Here is an 18,962-nt window from a genome sequence, read left to right on the forward strand (position 1 = left end):
CAGGGCGTTCAGCGCCCTCAATTGATGGGTGGTTGCCCTATCGAAGCGCCCTATTCAGTCACGACCAACTGATATTCCGTACGCAGTCCACCGCGGGTATGCACAATCACATAGCCCCGGCTAGTTGGCGTGAAACCCTGGGTTAGCGCAGCACTGTAGAGCGCACGCCAGGTGCCCTCCACATCGTTACGCTGGGCATCAAAGTCAACGCTAAGCACTTGCTGTGTATCGACTTTATCCATTACGAAGCCACTCACCGAAGGCACCCCTGAGGCATCTACCGGAAAGCTGACGGTGATCGGCAAGTTGTCCGGGGTCACGGCTGACAAGTCCGCGAACACCAGAGTAAGAGGGCCCTCTACCTTGACCTTGCCGCGTCGAGTTGCAGCAGTGCCGACTGTCCTGGCGATAGAGCCAATGTCATTGCGCAGGCGCTTGGGCGAGATATTGTATGCACGTCCAAAGAGATTCATCGCCGGACGTTCGACAAGGCGGATCTCGTATATCACCCCATCATCGCGCAGAGGCAGAACGTCCCCGGCACGGATATTTACAGGCTTTTGCTGGGTCACCGGCAGCGGCTTGTAGACTTCCTTGCACAGGGGTTCCTTGAAAGCCGCACGCTCGCCCTCGCCCAGTCTGGAATTGGCATCAAGGGCGTTGCACACCTGTTGGTGATAACCCTTCCACAACTGGCGGGCAGCGCCGGCATCCAGCAAGGTGGCGATCATGCCTGCCTCTGCTTCACGTGCTGCCATCAGCAGTGCGGTCTGGCGTCCGCTTGCCGCTTCTTTCCTGTCGGGACCACCTACCCCCATGCCCGGAGATTGAGTGGTCTGGCGATGCACATCAGCCCCGTTGGCAAGTAACAAGCGAGCACTTTCCAGTTCGTTGAGCTGCGCCGCAGCCATCAGCGGAGTCTTTCCCCAGGCATTGGCACCATTCACATCAAAGCCCGAGTCCAGCAGCAACCGCACATTGGCTGGTGTTTCCAGTGCAGCCAACAAGGCCGGACTGGAATCAGGACCGATACCGCGCTGACGACCGAATGTATCGGTTTCATACGCAATAAAATCGCGCACTACGTTCTGTGGCCCATTGTTGATCAGTACGCTATAGAGTGTCGCGAAGTTGCGTCCACGTTCAAGCTCACCCGCAACCGGTGCGATGGCATAGCGAGGCTGATAGTTTGCTCCCGGAGGCAGCGGGAGACCGGGCGCCTGATCAGGAGCCGAAAGATTCTCCGTCGCCCGCGCGAAGGTTTCGTGGAAAAGCAGATCAGCAGAAGCGCGTGCGTCGCTATCCGTCAGTCCCTGGGCACTGAACATCTGCACCAGCTCATTGTGCGCCGGTTGCAACATGGGCATTACCCGTCGGTACATCGCCTTGTTGTTCAGACTGCGCTCGGACCAGTTGAAAAAAGCGTCCATTGCTGCATCATTGCGTTGCCGCACCGCCGCCTCACGACCAAAACGGGTTAGTGCATCAGCGCCGAGCAGCGGCAGGTTCAGTAAGGTCCATTGCCGCTCTTTCCACGTCTGGAAATTATCGCGACGCTCTTGCTGCGCGTAACCTGGCAGAGGATCACCGGCCAGCTTGTCCAGCTCGGCCTGTAGCTGAGCGTAGGAAGGCATACCCGCCAGCGTGTTGGTGCGCGGCGGCGTCAGGTAGGTCTGGAACAGACACAACGGCTGTACGCTCTGCCCTTGCAGTTCATACAAGCCACTAAAAGCTGATTCGCCCCGAGCCGCAGGCGAATAGAACCCCCAGGTTTCGTTGACCATGACCAGAGTACGCCCGTTTCGGCTAAACACGTCGATCGAGCCGTAGTCGCCGGTCTGTGAAGAGGAAGCGTGGGACCGCCCGCCGTAATTGGGCTGCTCTGCGATCCACTGCGGCATCGTGTGTTGGCCAAGTACCGGCTGTCCGTTAACAATCAACACCCGAGTTCGATTCTCGTAACCCGCGTAGGGGCCGGCGTTGTATACGTCTACCTGCACCTGGCTACCGTTAACGGTGGCGCTGGTTTTGTCGGCATGTGTGCCAGCCAGCAAGGTCGCTGACGGAAGACGCGCTGCAGATGGTCGGCCATGGCGCGCCAGGTCTGCATTCAGATCCGCGGTCATTGCAGTACACAAGGCTGGATCACGGCTGTCTGCGAGCCTGTAACTGACATACGAAGCATAGGCATGCGCCTTGCTCTGTGCCTGCGGCTGCGCTACCGGCCAGGACGCAAGTTCACGGCTACGCTGGCGGTAGAGGGCTTCCAGGCAACCGATGGCCTGGCTATCTGCGCTGATCTCGGTGCCGCTCTCCTGGCCTAGCCCGCAATGACCTGCTCGGCCCAGCTGCCACTGGCGATGGCTGGCTTCAAGCAGTAATGCGCCGGCCATATCGGCGGCTTGCACCCGCGTTCGGTATTGTTCAAGCAGTTGCCGATCCAGGCGCGACAGCTCGTCACTGGCGCAGATCTGCCGATGAACTGCAGGCAACGCACCACCGCACTCGAAGCTGGCCTTGGTAGTGGCGCGATCGGTTGGCAGGCTGGGTGGCGGTGGCTTGTAGTCCACCGGCCCGGCAACCGGTTCGCCGGCACAGCCGCTGAGGAAGGCCACCGAAACCGCTGTCGCCAGTAGCGCAGCGTTGGAACGTGTCAAATAGAGCATCGAACAACCTCCTTTTAATCGATGAATATAGCCGTGCCATAGATCGTGTATTGGCTTGCACCCTCGTTAGGCGGCGGCGGATACGGTGCCGACTGCACGATGGCCTGCTCGGCTGCCTGATTCAGAACTGCATCGACGCAACGATCAATGTTGTAAGAGACAATCTTTCCCTGCGTATCGACTACGATCTCGTAGGGGATGCGGCACTGACGCTTGAAGTCGTCCGGATCACCCTTATAGCCAGGTGGCGGCTTATATGACGAGCCTGCCGGGCGCACCAGCTTCTGCGTGACTCGACTTTTTACCGTTTCGGCATAACCTGAAGGCGCCATCCGTGCCCTTGTCGGAGCGTTCGCCGGCGGCGCAGGTGGTGCGCTCCACTCCGTATTGGCCCCAAAGGAATGCACCGGCGGTCCCGCTGGTTTAGGCGGCGCAGGTTTGGCAACCGGCTGAGGACGCGGTTTGACCGGCTCGGGCTCGGGTTGAGGTTCGGGTTCCGGCTCTGGTTCGGGTTCTGGCTCCGGCTCCGGCTCTGGTTCGGGTTCTGGCTCTGGCTCTGGTTCTGGCTCCGGTTCGGGCTCGGGTGGTAACTGAACCAGCTCTATGGCTACCGGTTCCGGCTCGATGACCATCGGGTGCGAAAGACGCCCACTCGCCAGCCAGGCCACAAGTGCAGCGTGCAAGGCCAGTGAAATAGCTATCACCAGAAATCGCGCAGACCAGCCCAGTGTTGTCGACGAGCGACTCATCAGGGTTCCAGCTCTTCCGATGCAACAAGACTGATACGTGTGTATCCGGCCTTCTGCAGCGTATTCATGACGCGCATGAGCGTCCCGTAATCAACCGCCTGATCGCCACGCAGAAAGAGTCGCGTATCCTGTTGCCCCGAGGTCACACCAAGGATCAGAGCCTGTAAACCGTCGAGCTTTACTTCCTGTTCCTGCACGAACAGCAGCCCGTCAGCCTGCACACTCACATAGACCGGATCAGCTGGCGGCGGGCTGGGCGTTGCAGCGTTACTTGGCAGGTCGACCGGAACATCAACCGTTGCCAATGGCGCAGCCACCATGAAAATGATCAGCAGTACCAGCATCACGTCAACAAAAGGCGTGATATTCATCTCGGCATTCTGCTGGTAATTGTGCCTCTTTACCGTAGGCCCGGAATTAAACTGGATCGACATGATCAGCGCACCTCGTCCAGCTGGCGAGAGGTGGCAGCCAACATCTCGGCTGAGAAATTATCAAGGCTGCCCACAAAGTGATTAATGTCACGGGCAAACTTGTTGAAAATCATCACTGCAGGTATCGCCGCAAAAAGCCCCAGAGCCGTGGCCAGGAGGGCTTCAGCAATACCCGGAGCAACAATCGCGAGGCTGGCAGTTTTCATCGTTGCGATGCTGGCAAAGCTGTTCAGAATGCCCCATACGGTACCGAAAAGTCCGATGAAGGGAGCTGTAGCACCGATAGTAGCGAGAACACCCATCATGCTACCCAGGCGTGCCATGTCGCGCTCCTGTGGAATACTTGCGGTCAATGACATGCGTTGCAGCAACCGGTTGATCTCATCCGCATCGGCCTTGCGATCCTTGCCAAAACGGCGCAGCTCACCCTGGGCTACCTGCCACATCCTACCCATGGCGCTGGCGTCTGCCTGTTCATGCATAACGCCCTTGTCGTCGTCGCGAAAGGCTTTGAGAAAGCGCTGATTGGCACGCTTTGCACGGGCAAAGACCACCAGTTTTTCGAACAGGATCGCCCAGGTCGCCAGTGAGCAAATCACCAGAAAGATCATCACCGCCTTGACCACCACATCGGCCTGGAAAAACATCTCGCGTACCCCAAACCGCTCAGCAGGGGCCATTGAAGTCTGGATCGGGGCCGCCGCAGGCTGCATCGGCTGTGCTGCAGCGACCGGCTGCGCTGACTCATTGGCCACGGCGGGTGTGGCCGCGGTAGCTGCTGCGCTCTCCTGCTCCTGTTCTGCCTGGGCAACCACCAGGTTGGCAGTCAGGCCAGTTACGCCCATCAGAATCACGAGTGCCGCAAGACGCAGGCGAGTCTGCCAGCGGCTGGCTGTGGCGTAAGGATTGGTGGTCTGCATAGAAAGCTCCATTATCTATTGTTATCGGGAGAGGTAGTGGGGACATCAGGTTCAAGTGTGTCGAGCGCAAGAATGGCGTGCAGTGCCGCTATATAACCGGTAAAGGCCTCACGACCCTTGGCACTCAGGCAAACCCGTGTACGCGGTTTTTTGCCTGCAAAATCTTTCTTGATCAGAACGTATTGCGCGCCTTCAAGGGTATTGAGGTGCGCACCAAGATTGCCGTCGGTGGTGTCGACTATCGATTTGAGGGAAACGAATTCAAGCCATTGGCCCGCTGTCAGCGTGTTGAGTGCTGCCATGATTTTCAGACGAATAGGCTGGTGAATGATCTCGTTGGGCGTCTGCATTACAAGCGCCTCAACCAGAGGCCGAAGGCAACGAAGCTACCGCCATACACCGCGGCCATCCACCACCAGAAAACCGGCTGGAAGAACATAAAGCCGATCATCAGCAACACTGCCAACCAACCACCAATAAACAGATAACGTGGCCGCATCTGAACGCCTCGCATCACATAAAGCGCAGACACAAACAGCGGTGCCACCATGGAGCCCTGCTCGGGGGTGAGCGGCCACATGACCACATGGATTAGAATCATGAAGGTGAAGATGGCACCGATCAGTACCAGATAGCGCCAACCGATGCCGGGGATTTCTGTGGCTGCGCGGCGTGCCAGGATCATGCCAGCACCCATTGAAGCAGGAACCACTATGAGCCAGATCAATAATATGAGTGCAGGGAAAAGCCCTGAGAGAGCAAAGCCAACCGAGTGAGCAACACCCCACAGCAGAAGCTGATCGGACTCTGCCCGATAATCCTGGAACCCGGCAGCGCGAGCCTTGATGGCGTCAATCTCGCGCAGCGCACGGGCAGCTTCTTCAACTGAAGGAGGCATGAACACTCTCTTGTTTTATTCTTTGCAAAGCACTCTATTGAACAGAGTAGACAAAAACAAGAGGTGTGCTAAAAAATTAATCAGCTGATTATGTCGTACTCTCCACCACGCTCCAGGGCACGTTTGTAGCTTGGCATGCCGTGGATACGCTCAAGAAAGGCCATCAGATTAGGCCAGGTTTGATCCAGCCCGCCTCGCGCAGCAGCGGCTTCGAGCGGAAAGCTCAATTGAATATCAGCGGCCGTAAGTTGGTCGCCGACGAAGTAACCGGTTTTCGCTACCTCCGCTTCCATATAATCAAGATGCTGACGAATCTGCGGCTCGATAAAACTGCTGCGCACGTTCTTGGATATGCCCTTGGCAAAGGGTTTGGCGAAGAACGGCATTTTGGCATTCTCGACCTTGTTGAAAACCAGCTTGAGCAATAACGGCATCATCGCCGAACCCTCGGCATAGTGCAGCCAATAGGTATATTGCAGGCGCTCTGGAGTTCCCGGCTCGGGGGCAAGCTTGCCATTGCCGTACTTGTCGACCAGATATTCAATAATCACGCCGGACTCGGCCACGACCAGATCGCCATCAGTAATCACAGGTGACTTGCCCAGCGGGTGAATCTTCTTCAGTTCTGGCGGCGCCAGACTGGTTTCAGGGTCTCGCTCGTAACGTTTAACCTCGTATTCCAAGCCCAACTCTTCGAGCAGCCAAAGAATGCGTTGCGAACGGGAATTGGCCAAGTGGTGGACTGTAATCATCGATTCATCTCCCTGAGAAGTGGCTTGAAGTGAGGCAGACTATGCCATGAAAAAGCGATGAAAGTCTTTGTAGCAGGATTCTCCCCAAGGGGCTCTCAAGGCATGAGAACATATCGTCCGCACATTAGGAGAAGCAAATGACTACAAGCAAAACCCCCAACGCCAAGCGAATTCCCGGCTGGATTAAAGCCCTGTTCATCATGGTACTGTTTGGTTGCGTCAGTCTTGTTGCCTGGCAGCAGTTGCCCCGTACTGGTGTATCAACCGATCTGTCCGTTATCGGCATAGACAAACCAGCCCTGGTGCTGACCAGGGATAATAATCTGGTGGGTGGTGGTGAGGTCCTCGATCTGCTGCGCGCAGCCCTGCCGGAATATGGTGAACGCGTATATCTGCGCGTAGCTCATCAGGGGCAGGAGGACGGCCGAGCCTTCGCCCGGGATCATGATTCCCGGGACGGTGATCTGGTGTTGCTGGATGCCGAGGGCCAGGTGATAGCTGGACCGGTATTACCGCAATCCTATGCTGACGTCGAAGCGCTGCTCGCTCAGGCTGAATGACAACAAAGGAACTCTGCTTGCAACTCGCGTAGAATACGGCGCCTTCTATCAATACCGCTGCCGCATTCATCAGGATGCACCCACGGAGATCGCTGGCCATGACTGAACGCTTTTCACCCCGGGCTGCTGCACTGCTGCCACTGGTGCTGTTTCTGCTGATTTTTCTCGGCAGTGGCCTCTATTACACGGCTCTGGGCACTGACTTCGCGTTCTATCAGATCAAGGCACCGGTCGCCATACTGCCGGCGATCATTCTTGCCGTGCTGCTGGCTCGTGATTCGCTTAACCAAACGATAGAGGCATTCGTTACGGGCGTGGGCGACAGTAATATCATCACCATGGCGCTGGTATTTTTGCTCGCTGGGGCCTTTGCTACCGTAACCGAAGCCATTGGTGGCGTGGCTGCAACAGTAAACATGGGTTTGAGCTTCATTCCCTCTGCGTTTGTACTGCCGGGCCTGTTCCTGATTGCTGCCTTTATCTCGACCGCCATGGGTACATCCATGGGTACCATTGGCGCGTTGGCACCCGTCGCCCTCGGGTTTGCCGAGGCTACGGGGTTGTCCATACCCCTTGCCATGGGTGCCATCATCGGCGGCGCCATGGCCGGAGATAATCTGTCGATCATTTCCGACACCACCATTGCTGCGACTCGCACCCAGGGCGTTTCGATGCGTGACAAGTTCAAGCTCAACCTTATGATTGCGTTGCCCTCCATGCTGCTAACGCTGGTATTGCTGTTCATACTTGGTAACAGCGCCGTAGAACCTGTTGTGGCCGACTACCAGTTGCTTCTGGTGCTGCCTTATATCGCTGTGCTGGTGCTCGCACTCAGCGGGCTGAACGTGCTCGCAGTACTCATGACCGGCATCCTCCTGTCCGGCATCACAGGGCTCTTTCTAACTGAAGGCTACAGCGCTGCCACCTGGGGTGGCGATATCTACCGCGGGTTTGAGGGCATGCTGGAAATCATGGTGCTGTCGATGTTCATCGGGGGCCTGTCAGCCATCATGAAACGCGAAGGCGGCCTTGCCTGGGTACGTGACCGTATTCAGCGTATCGCCGGCATCCTCGGCAAAACCGGCAAACGCACTGGCGAGTCAGCCATCGCTGCGCTGGTCAGCGTCACCAACCTGTTCGTAGCCAACAATACCGTTGCCATCATTATCAGCGGCAGCGTCGCCCGTGAACTGGCCGAAGACTACGCAGTGGATCGCCGCCGCAGCGCAAGCCTGCTCGATATCTTCTCCTGCGTTATTCAGGGTCTTATCCCCTATGGCGCACAGATCCTTCTGGCCGGCTCGCTCGCTTCGATCTCACCGCTGGTGCTGGTCGGCCAAGTGTACTACTGCTGGCTGCTGGCCCTCATGGCCATAGCCGCGATTGTCTTTGGCTTTCCCAAAACCAGGCCAATGGCAGACTGAAGAAGAGTTTGTCGCTGCTGAATTCAAATTCGCGGCAAAGCACTTTATTTCTAATGTCGGGATCAGCACTTACGCTGATCCAAAGCGGATTTTCTTCCTGGTCAAAGAGTCCCAAAGTGCCTTCGACCAGAGGGCAATCAGGGCAGCTGCGAGATCCTCAGAGTGCCCGTTAATCTGGCTCAACATAGAGACAGAATATGCTGTCAAATTGATATTATTGGAAGTAATCTAAACTCGTGCCAACACCAATAATGAGAAAAAACATGACAACACTTTCTGCCCCGAATTTACGCAGTGCCATTCGACTTGCACTCTTCGCAACTGCAGCTATCTCCGCGCCAATCATGGCTGCCACAGGCAGCTATAGCGGCGACCTCAGCTCGGTTGACGCCGGAACCTGGGCAAGACCCTTTGCAGACGGCAACTGCTGCTCCGGCCTGGGGCCGGTCAGGTTCCTAGCGCAAGATCTACAGGTTGGCTCTGATGGCCTTTATTCACTATCGTCCGCGCAAAGTGGGTATGACGGTTACCTGTTACTGTACCAAAACAGTTTCGACCCGCTCGATCAGACCGCCAACTTTGTTGCTGGTGATGATGACGGCAGCGGCGGCATCGGCACCTCGGATATCGAGAACATCAGTCTGGTTGCAGGTACTCGCTATATTATTGTGGATACAGGCTTCGCTGCAGGTGACCAGGGAACCTTCACCACAACGGTCACCGGACCTGGTGCAATCTATTTCATGACCCTGCCGCTGACCTCTGCTGACGTTTTGCTGGGAGACCTGTCCATCAGCGCCAACAAATCCCTTGCACGCACCCTGGGTCAGCGCCTCGGCAGCTTGCGTGAGTCATCACCTTTTCCTCAACACGGTTTTTTCCTGCAAACCTCCTATGACGAAAATGACGTCAATGCCAGCGACACTCAGCCGGGCTACAACTACCGCAGCAATCGCATTACCGCGGGCCTTGATCACAAACTGACTGAAGCAATGTTAGTAGGCGCCGCGTTAAGCCATGAGGAAGGAGACAGTAACGTCGATGCGTCCATCGACGAAATCAACCGTACCGCTACGAGCTTGTCACTGTTCAGTAGCTATCAGTTGACTGACCAGATCCATGCACAAGCAATTTTGGGCTATACGCGGGCAAGCTACGAGCTTGATACTGCATCTAGCGCAGAAACCGACGCTGACGAGACGTCACTGCTGTTGGGCCTGGGCTATCACAACCAGTTGGGTGTTGTCGCACTGGACCCCTTCGCACGGGTACAGTATGTCTACAGTGATATTGATGCCTACCAGTATGACAATGCAGATGAAGTCAGCGATCAGCGCGCCAGATCATTGCGCTCCATGTTCGGTGTCGACACATCCATGCAGATTCAGACTGGGTTTGCCGTCCTGACCCCACGCGCGAGCCTGGCCTGGGAGCATGAGTACAGTGATGAAGCTCGAAGTCTCAATGTTGGCGGCGCGCGCCTGGAGACCAGCGATCCTGATCGCGACTACTTCAGCGTTGGCTTGGGTCTTGAGGCCGGCATTACTGAAGCCATCTCTGCGTATGTGAACTACAACACCAGCATTGATGCTACTGACAATTTCAGTTCAGCAGTGGCTGGCGTGCAAATCAGTTTCTGAGTCGCCTCTCTAATGGGCGCTATTCTGAGGACAGAATAGTGCCTTTTCTTTCCCTCTCTTATCGCTCTAGCCAATAACCTTCAAAGTAGTTCGTCGCCTGCGCGACCCTGCAGCAAGAGACATATAACACTCTCTCACTGTTCAATCGCTGCCCCTCCCACATCAAATTACTTGCCGTTCGCATTGCGATGACCGTGCTGTCCAAGTCCTTGCGCAAAACCAAGGTCGAATGAATTGATCTGTGTTCGGCAACTCGTCGTTCCCCGTGTTAGCGTGGAGAATCTTGTAACGCTTTCTTAACCAACGGAGCCTCCCTTGCTCGAACGCCTCCAACGTCGACTAGGACTGCAGACCATACCGGGAGTCTTTTTTACTTCGGCTGGAATAGCAGCTCTTTTCGTAGCCCTTGCCATCCCCTTTGACGAAGCTGTTGCAGGTGGTTTTGGACAGCTCACAGGCTGGGTAGCTCGTAACCTGGGATGGTTCTATATCCTCTCGGTGAGTTCCCTTCTGATCTTTCTGCTGGGCCTGGCCTGCAGCCGCTACGGCGATATACGACTGGGCGCGGATGACAGCCGGCCGGACTATTCCAATCTGACCTGGTTCACCATGCTCTTCGCCGCTGGTATCGGGACTATTCTGATGTTCTGGGGCGTGGCGGAACCGATCTCTCACTTTGCAAATCCGCCTTATGAAGGCGTCGATCCTGGGTCGGGACAGGCGGCCAGCGATGCAATGACGATGGCGCTTTATCATTTTGGCCTGCATACCTGGACCATTTTCGCCATGCCATGCCAGGCCTGGCTATTGCCTATTTTTCGTACAGGCACAACTTGCCTATGCGAATCAGCAGCCTGTTCTATCCCCTACTCGGGGACCGGGCCTTCGGACCCATTGGCTGGGCGGTTGATGTGATTGCCGTTGTTGGCACGCTGTTTGGCGTCGCGACCTCACTTGGTCTGGGGACACTGCAGCTTAACAGCGGCCTCGTTTATCTCTTTGGCGCACCATCCAGCGGTCTGGTTCAGGTCATACTGATTACAACCATTACCAGTATCGCCGCCGTATCGGTAGCGCTGGGACTGGACAAGGGCGTACGACGGCTTTCCCAGCTGAATATCTTGCTGGCAATGGTGTTGCTGGCATTTGTGTTCGTGGTAGGCCCCAGCGTATTTATTGCCGAGGGCATGGTCCAGACTATAGGTGAGTATCTCGGCGCCCTCCCCCGGTTAGCATTCTGGACCCAGACCTTCGAGGATACTGACTGGCAACGCCAGTGGACGCTTTTCTATTGGGCCTGGACGATTTCCTGGGCGCCCTATGTCGGTATCTTTATAGCGCGAATCTCCCGGGGCCGGACCATTCGCGAATTTATAGCCGGTGTACTGTTTGCTCCTACTGCTTTTACCCTGTTGTGGTTTGGCATATTCGGTCTGTCTGCTATTCAGGTCGAAATGACCGGCCAGATAGATCTGGCAGAGCAAGTGAAGACAGATCCCTCCGTGGCAATTTTCGCTTTTCTGCAAGCTCTCCCGCTTTCCCAGGTGGCATCCGCGATGAGCGTGGTAATAATCGTCATTTTCTTCACCACCTCATCCGACTCGGCCTCTCTTGTGATCGACATGCTGACCCGACGTGATGATCAACCGTCGCTGGTGCGCCAGCGCATTTTTTGGACAGTGGCCCAGGGGGTTATCGCAGCCTCACTATTGCTGGCAGGGGGGCTGAATGCATTACAGAACGTGATTACATCCCTTGGACTGCCCTTTTGTATCCTTCTGATTTTTATGGCCGTAGCTCTATTCAGGGCACTGCGTGCCGATTATCGAGGCTACAGTATGAATGAGCTGGTCCAGGGAAGAGCTTTCCCGGAAGTAGTGTCTGCGGCTGAAACAACACAGGAGAAGAACCATGTATCGGAAGGTTTTGATCGCCATTGATCCCGAGGACGACGGCGAGGGCAAATGTGCTCTGGCAGTCGCCATGAACCTGCTGACAGAAGACGGGGAGCTTCACCTTGCCAGTGCTTACACCCCAGACGGAGGTGGGTTCTTTCCCCACGTAACGCAAGCCGGGCCAGAACAGAAAGAAGCTGAGGTCAAGGCAACACTAGATCTTCTTGTGCATAAATACTTACCTTTGAACCGAACCGCCAGCCTGCATGTGGTAGCCGGCAGCGCTGGTGAAAAACTGGTAGGCCTTGCGGGTCAGATCAACGCTGATCTGTTGATGTTGGTTTCCCGCGGCAGCTCGGGCCTCTGGCCATTGCGCAAGGCGACAGTTGAGTATGTTTCGGTCAATGCGCCTTGTCCGGTACTGGTTTTGCCGTCGCTCGACAAGACTGATTCTCATAAGACGGGCACAGAGGGTCGTTGACCAGATAAAGCGCTACTGCGTTGCCAACGCAGAAGCATCCCACCTGAAGAAAAGTCATGGACGCTCATCGGATGATTGATATCCATAATGAGCCTTCGGCGCGTCCAAACTGACGGAATATGAAAAAAGTGAGAGCTCAGGAATGAGGAAGCCTATGCAAAGGGCCAACCTATGGTATTAATAAGCTATCAAGGACACTCCAGGGAATGGAATCACCATGTCAGTTCACAGACAGTTCAGTCAGTATCTTGCAGGTGCGATCCTCCTGATCGCACACAGTCTCGCTAGCGCCTCAATCGGGTTACTGGAAATACAGTCGCCTGAACTTCAGGGGCCGATAACCGTGTTGTACCCTTCAGAGGGTGCCGAAACAGAAATCGAGCGGGCCGGTTTCAAATTCAACGTCGCGCATGAAGCGTATGCTATTGAAGGTAATAGACGCCTGATTGTGATCTCCCATGGATCAGCCGCTTCTCCCTGGGTTCATTTTGAGTTGGCTCATGATCTGGTTGAGGCCGGGTTTGTTGTAGCCCTACCAGAGCATTTTCAGGACAACTACCGGGATACCAGTGCGTCTGGCCCCGAAAGCTGGAAGCAACGTCCGGCCGAGATTAGTCGAACCATTGATGCCATTGCCCGTGATCCGCAACTGTCGATCATACTGGGCTTGCAAAGGGTGGGAATGTACGGGATGTCAGCTGGAGGCCATACAGCACTTACGTTGGCTGGCGGGCGCTGGTCCCCTGGTCAGTTCGTTCGCCATTGTGAAGAATACATCGAGGATGACTTTCAAGCCTGTGTCGGCCTTAGTACTGAATTGACTGGCGGTGTTTTTGACGGTGCCAAAACAGCTATGGCCAAATGGGTTATCGGCAACAGATTTTCCGATCAGACCTGGTATGAACACACCGATCCCCGCATTGTCGCGATTGTGGCAGGCGTTCCCTTTGCTGCCGACTTTGATCTTGAATCGCTGAAAACCCCTAACGTTCCCCTGGGTCTTATTGTCGCCGATCAGGACAAATGGCTGACCCCCGCCTTTCACAGCGACCGGGTAATTGATGCCTGCACTTCATGCCAAGTGCTGATGTCCATTGAAAATGGGGGACACGGTGCTCTTCTAGCTCCACTGCCTCTCCTTGAGGAAGGCTTGACCACCGAACTCATCGGCGATCCGCCCGGCTACGCTCGTTCCGAGGTGACTGACGAGGTCAGTCGCGTGATCACGTCGTTCTTTCAGACAAACCTGGCGGTTGGTCCTGATGAATAGGCTAGGCCGAACCTATAGACCTGAAAGGCTGTCATGATGATGAGGCATGTTGCAAACCCTGAATCCTAAACGAGAACTGAATGCCATGTCAGCTTTGCTCTCAATGATTACCGCCTTGATTCTGCTCATCGGCGCCACCGAGGTCAGCGCCCAGAGCGAAACTCAAGCATGGGAAGCGCTGCGTGAAGGCAAAGCCGTCCTGATCTTGCGCCACGCGCTTGCACCCGGCACGGACGACCCCGCCCATTTCGAGCTCGGTGATTGTTCTACGCAGCGAAATCTGAACGACCGCGGCCGACAACAGGCATCCGCTTGGAAACCCTACCTTGAACGGCGGGGTATTGCCGAAGCGCGCGTTTATACCAGTCAATGGTGCCGTAGCCAGGATACGGCAACAGGCATGAATATCGGTGACGTAGCCGAGTGGCCTGCATTGAATTCGTTTTTTCAGAACAGGGGTAAACGCTCAACGCAGACTATCGAGACAATCGAACTGGTCAACCGCCTAGAACCCGGCCCACCAGTGATAATGGTATCTCACCAAGTAAACATAACCGCGCTAAGTGGGGTTTTTCCAGCGTCCAATGAGGGGGTAATACTGGCTCTACCGCTAACGAAAGCGCCTGATGTGTTGGCACGGGTAGCGCCAGACTGAAGCGCATTACCGCTTATTCTGCCAATTTCAGATCTGCTTATTTACTTAAATCAGCTAATTTTGACCAATTGCCTTACGCATGTTCTGACTGGCACTGCCGTTCAGTACTAACGTTGTCCCGGTTAAATATCCACCAGGCGATCTCAGCAGAAATGTGCTCAAGCACAAAGCGGCCCTGCCCCACACCTGTCTTTCCAGCAGCGTATTGCATAAAATACTCAAATATCTAACTCATAGAGTATATGGGGGAAGTAAGACAGGGGGGGATGTGCAGCTTTCCACTCTTCGGCGAATTCCAGGGCTCTCTCGATTTGCTCAGGTGCCATCTTTTTCTCAATATCGGGCAAAGTTGATTTGGCAACTGACCCGGTACTTCCGCCACCATCCAACTCCAAAAGAAGGTGCAGAAGGCCGTAACTCTTTACAAGATCCAGTTCAACCCCATACTCCTCGGGTTCGTGACCGGAAAGCGCAGCTAATGCATATATAGCGCGTGCATAGCCTGTTTTTGCCGCCTTGTTCATCCAATAACGATAGCCTGCCTCGTCGGCATTATCAGCCAATATTCCGGCATAACGCATCATACCGGGGGGATACCCGCCTTCAGCAGAGGCTTTGAACCACGCCTCTACCGCTTTCTGACGACTACCTGGCCACCAGAAGAAAGCGGCTCCCTCCTCAATAAAGGCAGCATGCCAATATTGAGCTTCGGAATGACCTGCTTCGGCTGCTCTGGCTCGCCACTCTGCATCCTGTTTAAGCTTATACATCTGGAACATCGCTTCCGGGTCACCCTGCACAGCCAAGGGTAGAATGACGTCATAAGCATACTGGTACCACTCATCAGGAGAGCGGCTGCTCTGAGGGCAGGTTCCGATAACAGAGCACAGGTTACTTCCACTACGTGCCAGGCGAATCATGGAATAAACATGACCTTGGTCCGCAGCAGCCTCGAGCCACTGCTGTGCTTCGGGAGTCATGAAGCGTTTCAGCTGCCTCAATTCTTCAGCGAGATAAAATTGCGCCTCTGCATCCCCTGCTTCTGCAGCAATTAACAGGTATGGACTTGATACTCGGTACTGATTGTAAAGAACCATACCATGCTCTTTAGCTACTTTTTGCTCTGAAGTTAAAGACGCTGAGTATCCATTGAGAGTCCACAACAGCAGACAGGTGAAAAGACAGGCAGGCACTTTAATCCACATGCGTTTTGCTTTCTCCCAAGTAGTTATCATAAAGACCTTGAGCCATTACTCCAAAATCCTTCATCAGTAAAAGCCGACCGGCCATATTTATGTAGGGTGTCGTATATCGCACCTAGCTTGCCAGCATGTCCTTCGTAATTTCGTCTGATTCTGTCTCCTTCTAAATTTTTATTAACTGCGGGTTTTCGCTCCATAAAGAGATCCAGCTTGCGTCTACTCTCGCGGTACGCTCTCCCTGAGTGGTGTTCTTCCACGCCATATCGGTTCATGTGCATACACGCTTGGGCGAATTGGTGTTGAGCATTTTCAAGATGCTCTGACGACTGCTCCGCAGCAGCGGCTATCCAACCAAGTACTTTCTCGATAGCTTGCTGCTGCAAAAAAAGCGCGTCAGCTGCTGTAGGTGCCCCATCAAAACTTCGCGGTGCCGCGATCAGCGTCAGTAACATCGGTCCCAACGCAGCAGGCGTTGCTTCAACAAACCATTTTTCTAGTTCGTGCTGCTTTCTATAACTAGTAATGGCAAGCGCAATCGGCCCACCCCGCCCACCATCGTTTACAGCCTCATATAGTGACATAACTGCATTTATGCCTAGCAGATACAGCATGGATACGTTCAGGCCGCAGGCGCCGAGAGCATTGAGCTTGGACATGTAGCTCCCGGCTTCTTCCGACACCCACTCCAAGGGTATGCCCTGATTTCTGTAAAGCTCACGGCGGAAAATATTGAGTATATCCACTACACCTTCGTAGCTGACCTCGAAGCTGTAATGGCCTTTAAGACCTGGACCAGCCACGATTGCCGCTTCCAGAATCAAGACCAAGCGACCATCTGATAACTGGATTGCCATCTTGGCATTGCTGCCGATGCCCAGAGCAACATCCATACCTGTGGTGATTTTCGCGAGGCTGAGCCACTGGCTAGCCATGGATCTGTTCTGGTCCACCTGCTGCATGCCCGTTGGCCGAGTGCGCACAGTTGCAAGATGCTGAGGAGGTGCCCAATTCAGTGCGCCTGTCAGAGAGATACCGGCTTGAATGCCCGCAAAGACGCTGAACTCAGCACCTGCCCCGCCCTGAAGGTTTGCGGAGCTGACCATGCCACTACCTGGCCGTTGTGCTTTTTCACTTGCGTCAAGACCAGGCCCACCCCAAAGAAAGTGGTTGGGCGTTAGACTGATTTCAGCTGACAGCAGCATGGATGCACCGGCATATCCCCAGGCCAGGGCGCTGAGGTGCAGCGAGTACCGACCTATACTGACGGGCGTAGTCGTGCCCTCATAGTTGAGATAGGTGAGAACTATATCTTGCGCAGCGGCCTGGGTTGGCAAGTCAACACTGAACAATTCAACGATACCCCGCGCCAGGTCGATCCCCACATTAGCTACGACCGTGCTTTCAAACCCTCCAGCCAAACTTAAAGTTGGCCCCTGTACGGCCATACTCGCGTGCAAGGAGCTTTGCGGTGGTGTCAGGCAACGAATTAGCTGGGCTGCGGGGCTTGGGTCAAACAGTCGCATTCCGTCACGAATATCCGCACGAAAAAGCACTTGTTGCAGATTCCTGCCCCAGGATTGGCGCACCGCGGCATCGTCAAGCTGTTCGACTTGAATTGATTGCTCTGAGAGATACTTATAGAACTCTTCAATATCAAACCAGCCGTGCTGGTCAAACCAATCTCCGGCTTGATCATCAATAGGCACAGCTCCATGACTCTCCAGCCACCGTTTAAAAAGTGTTGAAGTCTTCGACACTTGGCCTGGACCGCCAGCATCGGCAGGAAGCCGCTTTACGGCCTTTCCCATCGCTTCAACTACATGCTCCTTGTAACTGGTTCTCAACTGATCGCTGATGCCGCTCAAGCTGAACAGGCTGAGGGCCTGAACAACTTTCCCCTTTACTCCCGGTGCACTCAGCTCTCGCAGAGGAAAGTCGGCGCGCACCATGCGCTCTGCTGGACGGGGCTGATACTGTTCAGGCTCCCACAGCAAGTATCGACGTATCGGATTGGCAGCCACATTCTGCTGCGCCTTCTCATATAGGTCGTCAAGCTCACCCTGTAACTGTTTCCACTGCCCTTCTTCTTCCGCTAGAAGACCGGCCGGCGGTTGTGCGTTGGACCCCGTGGCCTGGACCCAATCTCGATACTTTTTCTGCATGCTGGCACTGAGAACAACTTGTTGCTGCTGCTTGTCGACATATCGCTGAAGCTCCGTTTCGGCGTCAGCGATGCCGTCAGCGGGCGCTTTTGCCAGTGCATATTCGGGTACTGCCAGGCCATAGTCAGCTAAAGCCATGATGGATTCGACATAACTCTGATATACACCCCGCCTTCTGTGGTGGTGTATGCGAGCCATGGTCAGGACGTCTAGATCACCCATGCAGGCTATCAAGCACTCATGAAGCTGCTCTTCGAGCTGTTTGACCTCCGCAAGCTCTTCTTCCAATCTGCTGGCACTGAGCCCCCTTTTTAGGACCCTCGCCCGCTCAGACAGATAGGCCTGTACGCGTCGACGAGCCTCCATAGCCTCGGCAGAAAACAGAGCACCGTTCTCGTATACGTATCCCTCCTGTTGAGCCAGGACCAACGCCTTTGCCTGCAGCACTTTCCATTCATCATGAAGAGCTTGTAGTTGAGTACGCTCCCGGTGCAGCGCCTCCAACTCAGCTCCTCTTGCTCTGGCTTGACGGATATGCAGTTCGCGATCGCGATTTGCTTCGCGGGCTTCGGGACTTGATGGGAATTCCATATGAGGCCGATCAAACATGTTCCGAGGCAACTCTAGCTCAACCGCCTTTTTCGACCACCAGTAGTACCAGTTATCGATATCGGGAACTTCCGCCTCGATCCGGTCGGCACGCTCGTAATCCTCGCCTGACAGAAAGTTGGTCAGCTTAGGTTGTAAAAAGTATTCAAGCAGCCCGATGTCATCCAACCCTTGCTTGCGCTCCTGGGGCGACTTTTCAGGCGAAATTTTTTGGAAGAGCTCAGAGCTTGCTTCTTCGATAGCATCAAGGGCATCTTCAGTTAATAGCCAGAACTGCTTCTCTTCAGTGGCATACACGATGCCTGGAAAACAATTGGCACACCCCAAAGGAGCATCGACAAACGAAGCATCTGTCTCCTCTTCCAGGAGTTGTTCCTGTCCCAGGGTTAACCTTGGCTGATCTGCTTTATCGGCAGCTGCATTTATCGATACTGAGGAGGCACCAGTTGAGCCGCCACCGCCGTGTACCGGAACACTCAGATTCCAACCGATTTGAATATGATTCGGGTCCTTGATAAAGGAATTGAGTTGCCTCAACTGCTCAACGCTGGAACTGTATCGCGCAGCAATCTTGCTGAGGTTATCACCAGACGGGTTCTACCCCGTTACTGCGGACACTCTTGAAAAGAGGCACAATGTGCCAAA

The 18,962-nt window shown here is 54.8% G+C and carries 16 protein-coding genes and 1 pseudogene; 8 read left to right on the top strand and 9 right to left on the bottom strand.

Going from position 1 to position 18,962, the window contains the following annotated elements:
• Positions 1–50: 50 nt before the first annotated feature.
• The 7 genes from AAC076_RS15325 to AAC076_RS15355 all read right to left on the bottom strand — a co-directional run bounded on the left by AAC076_RS15325 (position 51) and on the right by AAC076_RS15355 (position 6,419).
• Positions 51–2,666 carry an ankyrin repeat domain-containing protein gene (locus AAC076_RS15325; RefSeq protein ID WP_339847312.1) on the bottom strand — a complete coding sequence of 872 codons (2,616 nt, stop codon included), beginning with the start codon at positions 2,664–2,666 and terminating at the stop codon, positions 51–53.
• Between the two features lie 14 nt (positions 2,667–2,680).
• Positions 2,681–3,415 (bottom strand): TonB C-terminal domain-containing protein, encoded by a 735-nt coding sequence (locus tag AAC076_RS15330; protein ID WP_339847315.1) that lies wholly within the window; start codon positions 3,413–3,415, stop codon positions 2,681–2,683.
• Positions 3,415–3,849: a TonB system transport protein ExbD gene (exbD, locus tag AAC076_RS15335; RefSeq protein WP_339847318.1), complete on the bottom strand. Its 435-nt coding sequence runs from the start codon at positions 3,847–3,849 to the stop codon at positions 3,415–3,417. The genes AAC076_RS15330 and exbD overlap by 1 nt, the downstream gene beginning before the upstream one ends.
• 2 nt (positions 3,850–3,851) lie before the next feature.
• Entirely contained in the window at positions 3,852–4,769 is a 918-nt protein-coding gene (locus AAC076_RS15340; RefSeq protein ID WP_339847321.1) for a MotA/TolQ/ExbB proton channel family protein, read from the bottom strand.
• Between the two features lie 11 nt (positions 4,770–4,780).
• Entirely contained in the window at positions 4,781–5,119 is a 339-nt protein-coding gene (locus AAC076_RS15345; RefSeq protein WP_339847323.1) for a transcriptional regulator, read from the bottom strand.
• Entirely contained in the window at positions 5,119–5,667 is a 549-nt protein-coding gene (locus tag AAC076_RS15350) for a hypothetical protein (RefSeq protein ID WP_339847326.1), read from the bottom strand. Before AAC076_RS15350 ends, AAC076_RS15345 begins: the two co-directional genes overlap by 1 nt.
• Before the next feature lie 80 nt (positions 5,668–5,747).
• Positions 5,748–6,419: a glutathione S-transferase gene (locus AAC076_RS15355; RefSeq protein ID WP_339847329.1), complete on the bottom strand. Its 672-nt coding sequence runs from the start codon at positions 6,417–6,419 to the stop codon at positions 5,748–5,750.
• 137 nt (positions 6,420–6,556) lie between these two features.
• On the opposite strand from AAC076_RS15355, the gene AAC076_RS15360 reads away from it, so the two are divergent.
• The 8 genes from AAC076_RS15360 to AAC076_RS15395 all read left to right on the top strand — a co-directional run bounded on the left by AAC076_RS15360 (position 6,557) and on the right by AAC076_RS15395 (position 14,344).
• Positions 6,557–6,979 carry a hypothetical protein gene (locus tag AAC076_RS15360; RefSeq protein WP_339847331.1) on the top strand — a complete coding sequence of 141 codons (423 nt, stop codon included), beginning with the start codon at positions 6,557–6,559 and terminating at the stop codon, positions 6,977–6,979.
• Between the two features lie 98 nt (positions 6,980–7,077).
• Positions 7,078–8,403, top strand: coding sequence for a Na+/H+ antiporter NhaC family protein (locus AAC076_RS15365; RefSeq protein WP_339847334.1), 1,326 nt, complete (start codon positions 7,078–7,080; stop codon positions 8,401–8,403).
• A 263-nt stretch (positions 8,404–8,666) separates the two neighbouring features.
• Positions 8,667–10,043 (top strand): autotransporter outer membrane beta-barrel domain-containing protein, encoded by a 1,377-nt coding sequence (locus AAC076_RS15370; protein WP_339847337.1) that lies wholly within the window; start codon positions 8,667–8,669, stop codon positions 10,041–10,043.
• A gap of 315 nt (positions 10,044–10,358) precedes the next feature.
• Complete coding sequence (locus tag AAC076_RS15375) at positions 10,359–10,958, top strand: BCCT family transporter (RefSeq protein WP_339847340.1); 600 nt, start codon at positions 10,359–10,361, stop codon at positions 10,956–10,958.
• Positions 10,883–11,983, top strand: coding sequence for a BCCT family transporter (locus AAC076_RS15380; protein WP_339847342.1), 1,101 nt, complete (start codon positions 10,883–10,885; stop codon positions 11,981–11,983). The genes AAC076_RS15375 and AAC076_RS15380 overlap by 76 nt, the downstream gene beginning before the upstream one ends.
• Positions 11,955–12,419, top strand: coding sequence for a universal stress protein (locus AAC076_RS15385; protein WP_339847344.1), 465 nt, complete (start codon positions 11,955–11,957; stop codon positions 12,417–12,419). Before AAC076_RS15380 ends, AAC076_RS15385 begins: the two co-directional genes overlap by 29 nt.
• Before the next feature lie 217 nt (positions 12,420–12,636).
• Positions 12,637–13,689 (top strand): hypothetical protein, encoded by a 1,053-nt coding sequence (locus AAC076_RS15390; protein ID WP_339847346.1) that lies wholly within the window; start codon positions 12,637–12,639, stop codon positions 13,687–13,689.
• Positions 13,690–13,774: 85 nt separating this feature from the next.
• Positions 13,775–14,344 (top strand): histidine phosphatase family protein, encoded by a 570-nt coding sequence (locus AAC076_RS15395; protein WP_339847347.1) that lies wholly within the window; start codon positions 13,775–13,777, stop codon positions 14,342–14,344.
• A 218-nt stretch (positions 14,345–14,562) separates the two neighbouring features.
• Here AAC076_RS15395 and AAC076_RS15400 read toward each other — a convergent pair whose 3' ends face one another.
• Positions 14,563–15,549 carry a sel1 repeat family protein gene (locus AAC076_RS15400; protein ID WP_339847349.1) on the bottom strand — a complete coding sequence of 329 codons (987 nt, stop codon included), beginning with the start codon at positions 15,547–15,549 and terminating at the stop codon, positions 14,563–14,565.
• A 26-nt stretch (positions 15,550–15,575) separates the two neighbouring features.
• Positions 15,576–18,896, bottom strand: a pseudogene (locus tag AAC076_RS15405) (LysM peptidoglycan-binding domain-containing protein); the annotation flags it as partial.
• Positions 18,897–18,962 lie beyond the last annotated feature (66 nt).

It is taken from the genome of uncultured Halopseudomonas sp., from assembly GCF_963977355.1.
Lineage (GTDB): Bacteria > Pseudomonadota > Gammaproteobacteria > Pseudomonadales > Pseudomonadaceae > Halopseudomonas.